Genomic DNA, 13,830 nt, shown 5'->3' on the forward strand with positions numbered 1-13,830 from the left:
CCAATCGAGCTTTGGCAAGTACCACGGCGCCGCACCCTCAACTTTCGACCGCAGAAAGCAACTAGCAACCCCACTCAAAGCGTAATGATATTAATTATCATTACGGAAGTAAGGTGTTGTTACATCCTGCGAGAAACATATTTGACGAAACCTTGCCAAACGCCCAAAAACCAAGGCTCTCAGGCAGTTACGCGAGTCTTTTCTTCTTATACCTTCGAATAAATTTGCGACAGAAATTTTACTTGCCAACGCTTTACCCATAAAATCAGCGCGATTGATTGCGCTGCGACATTTCGTCACTGCTTTACTTCTTTCTAGACGCAGAGCCCGGCCTCTGTACAAGGACTACCAGCATGCCCGATTCGACAGGACTGATCGCCCACAACTGGGGCTTTGCCATCTTCCTCCTCGGTGTCGTTGGCCTGTGCGCCTTCATGCTCGGCCTGTCCAGCCTGCTCGGCAGCAAGGCCTGGGGCCGCAGCAAGAACGAACCGTTCGAATCCGGCATGTTGCCCGTGGGCACCGCCCGCCTGCGCCTGTCCGCCAAATTCTATCTGGTCGCGATGCTGTTCGTGATCTTCGATATCGAAGCCCTCTTTCTCTTTGCATGGTCTGTGTCCGTCCGCGAAAGCGGCTGGACCGGATTCGTCGAAGCTCTCGTTTTCATAGCAATTCTGTTGGCAGGTCTTGTCTACCTTTGGCGGGTCGGGGCGCTCGATTGGGCTCCCGTGGGTCGTCGCAAGCGGCAAGCGAAGCTGAAACAATGAGGCTTTGGCAATGCAATACAATCTCACCAGAATCGATCCGGACGCGCCTAACGAGCAGTATCCAGTCGGAGACCGGGAAACCGTCTCCGATTCGCTGCTAGAGGACCAGGTCCACAAGAACATCTACATGGGCAAGCTCGAAGATGTTCTGCGGGGCGCGGTCAACTGGGGTCGCAAGAACTCCCTGTGGCCGTACAACTTCGGCCTCTCCTGCTGCTACGTGGAAATGACCACGGCCTTCACGGCGCCCCACGACATCGCCCGCTTCGGCGCCGAAGTCATCCGGGCTTCGCCGCGCCAGGCCGATTTCATGGTCATCGCCGGTACGTGCTTCATCAAGATGGCGCCGATCATCCAGCGCCTGTACGAGCAGATGCTCGAGCCCAAGTGGGTCATCTCCATGGGTTCGTGCGCCAACTCCGGTGGCATGTATGACATCTACTCGGTCGTTCAGGGGGTCGACAAGTTCCTCCCCGTGGATGTCTACGTGCCTGGCTGCCCGCCGCGCCCTGAAGCCTTCCTGCAAGGCCTGATGCTGTTGCAGGAATCGATTGGCCAGGAGCGTCGTCCTCTTTCGTGGGTCGTCGGTGATCAAGGCATTTACCGTGCCGAGATGCCGTCGCAGAAAGAGCAACGCCGTGAACAGCGCATCCAGGTCACCAACCTGCGCAGCCCCGACGAAGTCTGATCCAGCGACCTGCCGCCCGTTCCTTCGAGCCGGCGGCCTGGCTTCATTCTCTACGTTGACCGAAAGCGACCGAGACCATGACAGCGGACACCGCTATTTATATTCCGCCTTACAAGGCTGACGACCAGGATGTGGTCGTCGAACTCAACAACAAATTTGGCCCGCAGGCGTTCGTCGCCCAGGAAACCCGTACCGGCATGCCGGTGCTGTGGGTGACCCGTGCCAAGCTGGTTGAGGTATTGACCTTCCTGCGCAACGTGGCCAAGCCGTACAGCATGCTGTACGACCTGCACGGCGTCGACGAGCGCCTGCGGACCCAGCGCCGCGGCCTGCCGGGCGCCGACTTCAGCGTTTTCTACCACCTGCTTTCGGTGGAGCGCAACAGCGACGTGATGATCAAGGTGGCCCTGAGCGAGGGTGACCTGAACCTGCCGACCGTGACCGGCATCTGGCCCAACGCCAACTGGTACGAGCGCGAAGTCTGGGACATGTTCGGCATCGACTTTGCCGGCCACCCGCATCTGACCCGCATCATGATGCCGCCGACCTGGGAAGGTCACCCGCTGCGCAAGGACTACCCGGCACGGGCGACCGAGTTCGATCCGTTCAGCCTGACCCTGGCCAAGCAGCAGCTCGAGGAAGAATCCGCGCGTTTCAACCCCGAAGCCTGGGGCATGAAGCGCCAGGGCGCCAACGAGGACTACATGTTCCTCAACCTGGGCCCTAACCACCCATCGGCCCACGGTGCCTTCCGCATCGTCCTGCAGCTGGACGGCGAAGAGATCGTCGACTGCGTACCGGACATCGGCTACCACCACCGTGGCGCCGAGAAGATGGCCGAGCGCCAGTCCTGGCACAGCTTCATTCCCTACACCGACCGCATCGACTACCTCGGCGGGGTGATGAACAACCTGCCGTACGTAATGGCGGTCGAGAAGCTGGCGGGCATCAAGGTGCCGCAGAAGGTCGACGTGATCCGCGTCATGCTCGCCGAGTTCTTCCGCATCACCAGCCACCTGCTGTTCCTGGGTACCTATATCCAGGACGTGGGCGCCATGACCCCGGTGTTTTTCACCTTCACCGACCGCCAGCGCGCCTACACCGTGATCGAAGCCATCACCGGCTTCCGCCTGCACCCGGCCTGGTACCGCATCGGTGGCGTGGCCCACGACCTGCCGCGCGGCTGGGAAAAACTGGTGAAGGACTTCGTGGACTGGCTGCCAAAGCGCCTCGACGAATACACCAAGGCTGCCCTGCAGAACAGCATCCTCAAGGGCCGCACCATCGGCGTCGCCCAGTACAACACCAAGGAGGCCCTGGCCTGGGGCGTCACCGGTGCCGGCCTGCGTTCCACCGGCCTGGACTTCGACCTGCGCAAGGCCCGCCCGTACTCGGGCTACGAGAACTTCGAGTTCGAAGTGCCACTGGCCCACAACGGCGATGCCTATGACCGCTGCATGGTCCGTGTCGAGGAGATGCGCCAGAGCATCCGCATCATCGACCAGTGCATGCGCAACATGCCGGAAGGCCCGTACAAGGCGGATCACCCGCTGACCACGCCGCCGCCCAAAGAGCGCACGCTGCAGCACATCGAGACCCTGATCACCCACTTCCTGCAGGTTTCGTGGGGCCCGGTCATGCCGGCCAACGAGTCCTTCCAGATGATCGAGGCGACCAAGGGCATCAACAGTTACTACCTGACGAGCGACGGCGGCACCATGAGCTACCGCACCCGGATCCGCACCCCGAGCTACCCGCACCTGCAGCAGATCCCTTCGGTGATCAAGGGCAGCATGGTCGCGGACCTTATCGCGTACCTGGGCAGTATCGACTTCGTTATGGCTGACGTGGACCGCTAAGCATGAACAGCACGCTTATCCAAACCGACCGTTTCGCCCTGAGCGAAACCGAGCGCTCGGCCATCGAGCACGAGATGCACCACTACGAGGACCCGCGCGCGGCGTCCATCGAAGCCCTGAAGATCGTTCAGAAGCAACGCGGCTGGGTGCCTGACGGCGCTATCTACGCCATTGGCGAGGTGCTTGGCATCCCGGCCAGCGATGTCGAAGGCGTGGCCACGTTCTACAGCCAGATCTTCCGCCAGCCGGTCGGCCGGCACATCATCCGCGTCTGCGACAGCATGGTCTGCTACATCGGCGGCCACGAGTCGGTGGTCAGCCAGATCCAGGACGAACTGGGCATCGGCCTGGGCCAGACCACTGCGGATGGGCGTTTCACCCTCCTGCCGGTGTGCTGCCTGGGCAACTGCGACAAGGCCCCGGCGCTGATGATCGATGACGACACCTTTGGCGACGTGCAGCCTGCTGGCGTTTCCAAACTGCTGGAGGGCTACGCATGACCATCACTTCCTTCGGCCCGGCCAACCGCATTGCGCGAAGCGCCGAGACCCATCCCCTGACCTGGCGCCTGCGTGACGACGGCGAGCCCGTGTGGCTCGACGAGTACCAGGCCAAGGACGGCTACACCGCCGCGCGCAAGGCGTTCGCGCAGATGTCCCAGGACGATATCGTCCAGGCCGTGAAAGACTCCGGCCTCAAGGGCCGTGGCGGCGCGGGCTTTCCGACTGGCGTCAAATGGGGCCTGATGCCCAAAGACGAATCCATGGATATCCGCTACTTGCTGTGCAACGCGGATGAAATGGAGCCCAACACCTGGAAAGACCGCATGCTGATGGAGCAGCAGCCCCATCTGCTGATCGAAGGCATGCTGATCAGCGCCCGTGCGCTCAAGGCCTACCGCGGCTACATCTTCCTGCGGGGCGAGTACACCACCGCCGCCCGCAACCTCAACCGTGCGGTCGAGGAAGCCAAGGCCGCTGGCTTGCTGGGCAAGAACATCCTGGGCAGCGGTTTCGACTTCGAGCTGTTCGTCCATACCGGCGCAGGGCGTTATATCTGCGGTGAAGAAACCGCGCTGATCAATTCGCTCGAAGGCCGCCGCGCCAACCCGCGCTCCAAGCCACCCTTCCCTGCCGCCGTCGGCGTGTGGGGCAAGCCGACCTGCGTGAACAACGTCGAGACGCTGTGCAACGTGCCGGCCATCGTCGGCAATGGCAACGACTGGTACAAGTCGCTGGCCCGCGAAGGCAGCGAAGACCATGGCACCAAGCTTATGGGCTTCTCCGGCAAGGTGAAGAACCCAGGCTTGTGGGAGCTGCCATTCGGCGTCACCGCCCGCGAGCTCTTCGAGGACTACGCCGGCGGCATGCGCGATGGCTTCAGGCTCAAGTGCTGGCAGCCAGGCGGCGCCGGTACCGGTTTCCTGTTGCCCGAGCACCTGGACGCGCAGATGTATGCAGGCGGCATCGCCAAGGTCGGCACCCGGATGGGTACAGGCCTGGCCATGGCGGTGGACGACAGCGTCAACATGGTGTCCTTGCTGCGCAACATGGAAGAATTCTTCGCCCGCGAGTCGTGTGGCTTCTGCACCCCGTGCCGCGACGGCCTGCCATGGAGCGTCAAGCTCCTGCGCGCCCTCGAGAAAGGCCAGGGCCAGCAAGGCGACATCGAGACCCTGCTGGGCCTGGTGGGCTTCCTCGGCCCAGGCAAGACGTTCTGTGCGCATGCGCCAGGCGCGGTCGAGCCACTGGGCAGCGCGATCAAGTATTTCCGTCCGGAGTTCGAGGCCGGCATCGCTGCCACTGGCAGCGCCGCCCCGCGCCCGGACCTGGCCAGGCCGATTGTGGTCGGCGCCTAAGCATTGAAACGCGGGTGGTCCGTGCCACCCGCGGCCTGCACCGCTTGCCAGAAGAATTCCGGGCGAGCCGCAGGCACACAGATTTCCATTAGCCACGCCCGCTCACGCGGGCCAACGAAGAACTTTGAACCATGGCCACTATCCACGTAGACGGCAAAGAGCTCGAAGTCAACGGCGCAGACAACCTGTTACAGGCCTGTCTGTCGCTCGGCCTCGACATCCCTTATTTCTGCTGGCACCCGGCGCTCGGTAGCGTCGGCGCCTGTCGGCAATGCGCGGTCAAGCAGTACACCGACGAAAACGACACCCGCGGGCGCATCGTCATGTCCTGCATGACCCCCGCCACCGACGGCACCTGGATTTCCATCGAAGACGATGAATCCAAGGCGTTCCGCGCCAGCGTCGTCGAATGGCTGATGACCAACCACCCGCACGACTGCCCGGTGTGCGAGGAAGGCGGTCACTGCCACCTGCAAGACATGACGGTGATGACCGGCCACAACGAGCGCCGCTACCGTTTCACCAAGCGTACCCACCAGAACCAGGATCTCGGCCCGTTCGTCGCCCACGAGATGAACCGCTGCATCGCCTGTTATCGCTGCGTGCGTTACTACAAGGACTACGCGGGCGGTACCGACCTGGGTGTGTTCGGCGCCCACGACAACGTGTACTTCGGCCGCGTCGAGGACGGCGTGCTGGAGAGCGAGTTCTCTGGCAACCTGACCGAGGTCTGCCCGACTGGCGTATTCACCGACAAGACCCACTCCGAGCGCTACAACCGCAAGTGGGACATGCAGTTCGCCCCGAGCATCTGCCATGGTTGCTCCAGCGGCTGCAACATCAGCCCGGGCGAGCGTTATGGGGAATTGCGCCGTATCGAGAACCGCTTCAACGGCTCGGTCAACCAGTACTTCCTGTGCGACCGTGGCCGATTTGGCTACGGCTATGTCAACCGCAAGGACCGTCCACGGCAGCCACTGCTGGCGGACGGCACCAAGCTGAGCCTCGACGCTGCCCTCGACAAGGCCGCAGACCTGTTGCGCGGACGCACCATCGTCGGCATCGGCTCGCCGCGTGCGAGTCTCGAAAGCAACTTCGGCCTGCGTGAACTGGTCGGCGCCGACCACTTCTACTCGGGCATGGAAGCCGGTGAGCTGGCCCGCGTTCGCCTGGCCCTGCAGGTGCTCAACGACAGCCCGCTGCCTGTGCCGACCCTGCGCGACATGGAAGACCATGACGCCGTGTTCGTCCTCGGCGAAGACCTGACCCAGACCGCCGCCCGCGTCGCCCTGGCCCTGCGCCAGTCGGTCAAGGGCAAGGCCGAGGCAATGGCTGAAGGCATGCGCGTGCAGCCTTGGCTCGACGCTGCCGTGAAGAACATCGGACAGCACGCCAAGTACCCGCTGTTCATTGCAAGCCTTGCCGAGACCAAGCTCGATGACGTCGCCGAGGAATGCGTGCATGCAGCCCCCGATGACCTGGCGCGCCTGGGCTTTGCCGTGGCCAACGCCATCGACCCGAGCGCCCCTGCGGTGATTGGCCTCGATGCCGAGGCCATCGCACTGGCCCAGCGCATCGCCGATGCCCTGGTCGCGGCCAAGCGTCCGCTGATCGTCTCTGGCACTTCCCTCGCGGCCCCCGCGCTTATCGAAGCCGCGGCCAACATCGCCAAGGCCCTCAAGCTGCGCGAGAAGAACGGCTCGCTGAGCCTGGTGGTGCCGGAAGCCAACAGCTTCGGCCTGGCCATGCTCGGCGGTGACTCCGCCGATGCCGCGCTGGACGCTGTCATCAGCGGCAAGGCCGACGCCATCGTGGTACTGGAAAACGACCTGTACAGCCGCTTGCCGGCCGCCAAGGTCGATGCTGCCCTGGCTGCCGCCAAGGTGGTGATCGTTGCCGATCACCAGCAGACCGCCACCAGCGAGCGCGCCCACCTGGTGCTGCCCGCCGCCTCCTTCGCGGAAGGCGATGGCACCCTGGTCAGCCAGGAAGGCCGCGCCCAGCGCTTTTTCCAGGTGTTCGACCCTACCTACCTGGACAGCAGCATCCTGGTCCATGAAGGCTGGCGGTGGATGCACGCCCTGCGTGCAACCCTGCTGAACAAGCCGGTCGACTGGACCCAGCTTGACCATGTCACCGGCGCCTGCGCCCAAGCCGCACCGCAGCTGTCTGGCATTGTCGATGCCGCGCCGTCGGCGTCCTTCCGTATCAAGGGCATGAAGCTGGCGCGCGAACCGCTGCGCTACTCGGGCCGTACCGCGATGCGCGCCAACATCAGCGTGCACGAGCCACGTACCCCGCAGGACCGCGACACTGCCTTCGCCTTCTCGATGGAAGGCTACTCGGGCTCCGCCGAGCCGCGCCAGCAGGTGCCATTCGCCTGGTCCCCGGGCTGGAACTCGCCACAGGCCTGGAACAAGTTCCAGGACGAGGTTGGTGGTCATCTGCGCGCCGGCGACCCAGGCGTGCGCCTGATCGAGTCCCAAGGCGACCGCCTGCGCTGGTTCAGTGCCATTCCGGCTGCGTTCAACCCAGTGCGTGGCACCTGGAAGGCCGTGCCGTTCTATCACCTGTTCGGCAGCGAAGAGAACTCCTCGCGCGCCGAGCCTGTGCTGGAGCGCATCCCCGAGGCGTACGTGGCCCTGGCCAAGTCCGAGGCCGACCGCCTGGGCGTCAACGAAGGCGCGCTGCTCAGCCTGAAGGTGGCTGGCCAGTCGCTGCGCTTGCCGCTGCGCATCAATGAAGAGCTGGGCGCAGGCCTGGTTGCCCTGCCCAAAGGCCTGGCGGGCATTCCTCCCGCCATCTTCGGTGCATCCGTCGAAGGCCTGCAGGAGGCAGCACGATGAGCTGGTTCACCCCCGAAGTGATGGATGCGATCATCGCCGTCGTCAAGGCCATCGTGGTCCTGCTGGCAGTGGTGGTCTGCGGCGCGCTGCTCAGCTTCGTCGAGCGTCGCCTGCTGGGCTGGTGGCAGGACCGCTATGGTCCGAACCGCGTGGGCCCGTTCGGCATGTTCCAGATCGCAGCCGACATGCTGAAGATGTTCTTCAAGGAAGACTGGAACCCGCCCTTCGTCGACCGCATGATCTTCACCCTGGCGCCGGTCGTGGCCATGAGCGCGCTGCTGATCGCCTTCTCGGTCATCCCGATCACCCCGACCTGGGGTGTGGCGGACCTGAACATCGGCCTGCTGTTCTTCTTCGCCATGGCCGGCCTGTCGGTCTACGCGGTGCTCTTTGCCGGCTGGTCGTCGAACAACAAGTACGCGTTGCTCGGCAGCCTGCGGGCCTCGGCCCAGACCGTGTCGTATGAAGTGTTCCTGGGCCTGGCGCTGATGGGCGTGGTGGTACAGGTAGGCTCGTTCAACATGCGCGACATCGTCGAATACCAGGCGCAGAACCTGTGGTTCATCATTCCGCAGTTCTTCGGCTTCTGTACCTTCTTCATCGCAGGCGTTGCCGTGACTCACCGTCACCCCTTCGACCAGCCAGAGGCAGAGCAGGAATTGGCCGACGGCTACCACATCGAGTATGCCGGCATGAAATGGGGCATGTTCTTTGTCGGCGAATACATCGGCATCATCCTGATTTCCGCGCTGCTCGTGACCCTGTTCTTCGGCGGCTGGCATGGCCCGTTCGGCCTGCTGCCACAGGTTCCGTTCCTGTGGTTCGCACTCAAGACCGCGTTCTTCATCATGCTGTTCATCCTGCTGCGCGCTTCCATTCCGCGTCCGCGCTATGACCAGGTGATGGACTTCAGCTGGAAGTTCTGCCTGCCGCTGACCCTGATCAATTTGCTGGTGACCGCTGCTGTTGTGCTCTACAACACGCCAGCCGTTGCGGCCCAGTGAGGATTTGACCCATGTTCAAGTATATTGGCGACATCGTGAAGGGCACGGGCACGCAGCTGCGCAGCCTGGCCATGGTGTTCTCCCACGGTTTCCGCAAACGCGACACCCTTCAGTATCCCGAAGAGCCGGTCTACCTGCCGCCGCGCTACCGCGGCCGTATCGTGCTGACCCGCGACCCCGATGGCGAAGAGCGCTGCGTTGCCTGCAACCTGTGCGCCGTGGCGTGCCCGGTCGGCTGCATTTCGCTGCAGAAGGCCGAAACCGATGACGGCCGCTGGTACCCCGAGTTTTTCCGTATCAACTTCTCGCGCTGCATTTTCTGCGGCCTGTGCGAGGAAGCGTGCCCGACCACCGCGATCCAGCTCACTCCGGATTTCGAAATGGCCGAGTTCAAGCGTCAGGACCTGGTGTACGAGAAAGAAGATCTGCTGATCTCCGGCCCCGGCAAATACCCTGACTACAACTTCTACCGTGTTGCAGGCATGGCCATTGCCGGTAAGCCGAAAGGCGCCGCGCAGAACGAGGCCGAGCCGATCAACGTGAAGAGCTTGCTCCCATAAGGACAGAAAGATGGAATTCGCTTTCTACTTCGCAGCCGGGGTTGCCGTGGTCTCCACCCTTCGTGTGGTGACCGGCACCAACCCTGTGCATGCCCTGCTCTACCTGATCATTTCGCTGATTTCGGTGGCGATGATCTTCTTCACCCTGGGCGCGCCGTTTGCCGGCGCCCTGGAAGTGATCGCCTATGCCGGCGCCATCATGGTGCTGTTCGTCTTCGTGGTGATGATGCTCAACCTGGGACCGGCTTCGGTCGCCCAGGAGCGTGGCTGGCTGCGTCCAGGCATCTGGGCCGGTCCCGTGGTGCTTGGCGCCCTGCTGCTGGCCGAGCTGCTGTACGTGCTGTTCGCCGAGCCGAGCGGTGCTGGCATCAGCGGCACCACGGTAGACGCCAAGGCCGTGGGCATCAGCCTGTTCGGTCCTTACCTGCTGGTGGTTGAACTGGCCTCGATGCTGCTGCTCGCCGCAGCGGTTACGGCGTTCCACCTCGGCCGCAACGAGGCGAAGGAGTAATCACATGCCTGCAATTCCTCTAGAGCACGGCCTGGCCGTCGCTGGCATTCTGTTCTGCCTTGGTCTGGTCGGCCTGATGGTCCGCCGCAACATTCTTTTCGTGCTGATGAGCCTGGAAATCATGATGAACGCCTCTGCCCTGGCGTTCGTCGTGGCCGGCAGCCGCTGGGTGCAACCGGATGGACAGATCATGTTCATCCTGGTGATCAGCCTGGCAGCGGCCGAGGCCAGTATTGGCCTGGCGATCCTGCTGCAGCTGTATCGCCGCTTCCACACTCTCGACATCGATGCTGCCAGTGAGATGCGCGGATGAACCTGATCTTTCTGACTTTCGTCTTTCCCCTGATCGGCTTTTTGCTGCTGTCGTTCTCGCGCGGGCGGTTCTCGGAGAACCTCTCGGCGCTGATCGGCGTCGGTTCCGTGGGCCTGTCGGCCGCGGTCTCGGCCTACGTGATCTGGCAATTCAACGTCGCCCCGCCTGAAGGCGGCGCTTACAGCCAACTGCTGTGGCAATGGATGTCGGTGGATGGCTTTGCGCCAGACTTCACGCTCTATGTGGATGGCCTGTCGGTCACCATGCTGGGCGTGGTCACCGGTGTTGGCTTCCTCATCCACCTGTTCGCATCCTGGTACATGCGCGGCGAAGCGGGCTATTCGCGCTTCTTCGCGTACACCAACCTGTTCATCGCCAGCATGCTGTTCCTGGTGCTGGGCGACAACCTGCTGTTCATCTACTTCGGCTGGGAAGGCGTGGGCCTGTGCTCGTACCTGTTGATCGGTTTCTACTACAGCAACCGCAACAACGGCAACGCGGCGCTCAAGGCCTTCATCGTTACCCGCATCGGCGATGTGTTCCTGGCCATCGGCCTGTTCATCCTGTTCGTCCAACTCGGTACGCTGAACATCCAGGAGCTGCTGGTGCTGGCGCCGCAGAAATTCCAGGCAGGCGACACCTGGATGGTCCTGGCCACGCTGATGCTGCTCGGTGGTGCGGTCGGTAAATCCGCCCAGCTGCCGCTGCAGACCTGGCTGGCCGACGCGATGGCCGGCCCGACGCCGGTCTCGGCACTGATCCACGCCGCAACCATGGTAACCGCGGGCGTCTACCTGATCGCGCGTACCAATGGCCTGTTCCTGCTGGCACCTGACATCCTGCATCTGGTCGGCATCGTCGGTGGCGTGACCCTGGTACTGGCCGGCTTCGCCGCGCTGGTGCAGACCGACATCAAGCGGATCCTGGCCTATTCGACCATGAGCCAGATCGGCTACATGTTCCTGGCCCTGGGTGTCGGCGCCTGGGAGGGCGCGATCTTCCACCTGATGACCCACGCCTTCTTCAAGGCGCTGCTGTTCCTCGCCTCGGGTGCGGTGATCGTTGCCTGCCACCACGAGCAGAACATCTTCAAGATGGGCGGCCTGTGGAAGAAACTGCCGCTGGCCTACGCAAGCTTCGTGGTCGGTGGTGCCGCCCTGGCCGCGCTGCCGATCCTGACCGCAGGCTTCTACTCCAAGGACGAGATCCTCTGGGAAGCCTTCGCCAGTGGCCACGACTACCTGCTGTACGCTGGCCTGGTCGGCGCCTTCATGACCTCGCTGTACACCTTCCGCCTGATCTTCATCGCCTTCCACGGCGAAGCCAAGACCGAAGCCCACGCTGGCCACGGGATTTCCCACTGGCTGCCGCTGGGTGTGCTGATCGTGCTGTCGACCTTCATCGGCGCGTGGATTCATCCGCCGCTGGCCGGCGTACTGCCGCAAAGCGCCGGTCATGCCGGTGGTGAAGCCAAGCACAGCCTGGAAATTGCCTCGGGCGCCATCGCCATCGCCGGCATCCTGCTGGCCGCAGTGCTGTTCCTGGGCAAGCGGCGCGTGGTCACGGCCATTGCCAACAGCGGCATCGGCCGGGTGCTGTCGGCCTGGTGGTTCGCCGCCTGGGGCTTCGACTGGATCTACGACAAGCTGTTCGTCAAACCTTACCTGTTGATCAGCCACATCCTGCGCAAGGATCCGGTTGACCGCAGCATCGGCCTGATTCCTCGGATGGCCCGTGGCGGACACGTCGCCATGAGCAAGACCGAGACCGGCCAGCTGCGCTGGTACACCGCCTCGATCGCCGTGGGTGCCGTGCTTGTCCTCGGCGCCGTATTGATGGCAGCGGTATGACTATGAACCTTGCGACTCTGCGAAAGGAATTGACCCCGTCATGATTTTGCCTTGGCTGATCCTGATCCCCTTCATCGGTGGCCTGCTCTGCTGGCTGGGTGAGCGCTTCGGCGCCACCCTGCCCCGCTGGATCGCGCTGCTGACCATGTCCCTGCTGCTCGGTATCGGCCTCTGGCTGTGGGCCCACGGCGACTACACCCTGGCCCCTGCACCGGGCGCCGAACCCGTCTGGGCCTATGAGTTCAAGGTCCAGTGGATCCAGCGCTTCGGCATCAGCCTGCACCTGGCCCTCGATGGCCTCTCGCTGCTGATGATCCTGCTGACCGGCCTGCTCGGCGTGCTCTCGGTGCTGTGCTCCTGGAAAGAGATCCAGCGCCATGTCGGCTTCTTCCACCTCAACCTGATGTGGATCCTGGGTGGCGTGGTCGGTGTGTTCCTGGCCCTGGACCTGTTCCTGTTCTTCTTCTTCTGGGAAATGATGCTGGTGCCGATGTACTTCCTCATCGCGCTCTGGGGTCACAGCTCCTCCGATGGCAAGAAGACGCGGATCTATGCGGCGACCAAGTTCTTCATCTTCACCCAGGCCAGCGGCCTGATCATGCTGGTGGCGATTCTGGGTCTGGTGCTGGTCAACTACAGCAATACCGGCATCATCACCTTCAACTACAGCGACCTGCTCAAGGCCGAATTGCCCGCCGGTACCGAGTACCTGCTGATGCTCGGCTTCTTCATCGCCTTCGCGGTCAAGCTGCCGGTGGTGCCGTTCCACTCCTGGCTGCCGGACGCGCACGCCCAGGCGCCAACCGCTGGCTCCGTGGACCTGGCGGGCATCCTGCTGAAGACTGCGGCCTACGGCCTGCTGCGCTTTGCCTTGCCGCTGTTCCCGAACGCCTCGGCCGAGTTCGCGCCGTTCGCCATGGCGCTGGGTCTGATCGGTATCTTCTACGGAGCCTTCCTGGCCTTCGCACAGACTGACATCAAGCGCCTGATCGCGTTTTCCAGCGTCTCGCACATGGGCTTCGTGCTGATCGGGATCTACTCCGGCAGCCAGCAGGCCCTGCAAGGCGCGGTGATCCAGATGCTGGCGCACGGACTGTCGGCCGCGGCGCTGTTCATTCTCAGCGGCCAGCTGTACGAGCGCCTGCACACCCGTGACATGCGCCAGATGGGTGGCCTGTGGCACCGCATCGCGTACCTTCCGGCGATCAGCCTGTTCTTTGCCGCTGCCTCTCTGGGCCTGCCAGGCACCGGCAACTTCGTTGGCGAGTTCCTGATCCTGCTCGGCAGCTTCGCCAGCGTGCCATGGATCACCGTGATCGCCACCACCGGCCTGGTGTTTGGCTCGGTGTACTCGCTGATCATGATCCACCGTGCCTACTTCGGCCCGTCCACTTCAGACGCCGTACTGGCTGGCATGGACAACCGCGAGCTGGTCATGGTGCTGGGCCTGGCGGTCCTGTTGATCGTGCTGGGCGTCTACCCGCAGCCGTTCCTCGACACCTCTGCCGCCACCATGAGCGGTGTGCAGCACTGGCTCGGTTCCGCTTTCACTCAACTCGCTTCGGCCCGGTAAG

At 63.2% G+C, this 13,830-nt stretch carries 12 protein-coding genes; all 12 read left to right on the forward strand.

Annotated elements, in window-relative coordinates:
* The first annotated feature begins 353 nt into the window (after window positions 1–353).
* The 12 genes from AC0ZZU_RS17250 to nuoM all read left to right on the forward strand — a co-directional run bounded on the left by AC0ZZU_RS17250 (window position 354) and on the right by nuoM (window position 13,829).
* The gene (locus AC0ZZU_RS17250) at window positions 354–767 is read left to right on the forward strand and encodes an NADH-quinone oxidoreductase subunit A (protein WP_158459167.1); all 414 of its coding nucleotides are present in this window, start codon (window positions 354–356) and stop codon (window positions 765–767) included.
* 10 nt (window positions 768–777) lie between these two features.
* Window positions 778–1,455 carry an NADH-quinone oxidoreductase subunit B gene (locus AC0ZZU_RS17255; RefSeq protein WP_158459166.1) on the forward strand — a complete coding sequence of 226 codons (678 nt, stop codon included), beginning with the start codon at window positions 778–780 and terminating at the stop codon, window positions 1,453–1,455.
* A gap of 77 nt (window positions 1,456–1,532) precedes the next feature.
* On the forward strand, window positions 1,533–3,314 hold the full coding sequence (gene nuoC, locus AC0ZZU_RS17260; RefSeq protein WP_476342329.1) for an NADH-quinone oxidoreductase subunit C/D: 1,782 nt from the start codon (window positions 1,533–1,535) through the stop codon (window positions 3,312–3,314).
* Between the two features lie 2 nt (window positions 3,315–3,316).
* Window positions 3,317–3,814 (forward strand): NADH-quinone oxidoreductase subunit NuoE, encoded by a 498-nt coding sequence (gene nuoE / locus AC0ZZU_RS17265; RefSeq protein ID WP_158459164.1) that lies wholly within the window; start codon window positions 3,317–3,319, stop codon window positions 3,812–3,814.
* On the forward strand, window positions 3,811–5,172 hold the full coding sequence (gene nuoF, locus AC0ZZU_RS17270; protein ID WP_476342331.1) for an NADH-quinone oxidoreductase subunit NuoF: 1,362 nt from the start codon (window positions 3,811–3,813) through the stop codon (window positions 5,170–5,172). Before nuoE ends, nuoF begins: the two co-directional genes overlap by 4 nt.
* A 131-nt stretch (window positions 5,173–5,303) precedes the next feature.
* Complete coding sequence (gene nuoG / locus AC0ZZU_RS17275) at window positions 5,304–8,018, forward strand: NADH-quinone oxidoreductase subunit NuoG (RefSeq protein ID WP_476342332.1); 2,715 nt, start codon at window positions 5,304–5,306, stop codon at window positions 8,016–8,018.
* Window positions 8,015–9,022, forward strand: a complete 1,008-nt coding sequence (gene nuoH / locus AC0ZZU_RS17280) for an NADH-quinone oxidoreductase subunit NuoH (protein WP_476342333.1) — start codon at window positions 8,015–8,017, stop codon at window positions 9,020–9,022. Before nuoG ends, nuoH begins: the two co-directional genes overlap by 4 nt.
* Window positions 9,023–9,033: 11 nt before the next feature.
* Complete coding sequence (gene nuoI / locus AC0ZZU_RS17285; protein ID WP_158459160.1) at window positions 9,034–9,582, forward strand: NADH-quinone oxidoreductase subunit NuoI; 549 nt, start codon at window positions 9,034–9,036, stop codon at window positions 9,580–9,582.
* Between the two features lie 10 nt (window positions 9,583–9,592).
* Window positions 9,593–10,093, forward strand: a complete 501-nt coding sequence (nuoJ, locus tag AC0ZZU_RS17290; protein ID WP_476342335.1) for an NADH-quinone oxidoreductase subunit J — start codon at window positions 9,593–9,595, stop codon at window positions 10,091–10,093.
* Window positions 10,094–10,097: 4 nt separating this feature from the next.
* Window positions 10,098–10,406: an NADH-quinone oxidoreductase subunit NuoK gene (gene nuoK, locus AC0ZZU_RS17295; RefSeq protein ID WP_158459158.1), complete on the forward strand. Its 309-nt coding sequence runs from the start codon at window positions 10,098–10,100 to the stop codon at window positions 10,404–10,406.
* A complete protein-coding gene (gene nuoL / locus AC0ZZU_RS17300; protein ID WP_476342337.1) occupies window positions 10,403–12,256 on the forward strand; it encodes an NADH-quinone oxidoreductase subunit L in 1,854 nt (617 codons plus the stop codon). The genes nuoK and nuoL overlap by 4 nt, the downstream gene beginning before the upstream one ends.
* Window positions 12,257–12,296: 40 nt before the next feature.
* The gene (nuoM, locus tag AC0ZZU_RS17305; protein WP_158459156.1) at window positions 12,297–13,829 is read left to right on the forward strand and encodes an NADH-quinone oxidoreductase subunit M; all 1,533 of its coding nucleotides are present in this window, start codon (window positions 12,297–12,299) and stop codon (window positions 13,827–13,829) included.
* Window position 13,830: the final 1 nt, after the last annotated feature.

The sequence above is a fragment of the Pseudomonas sp. JE3303 genome, assembly GCF_056312565.1.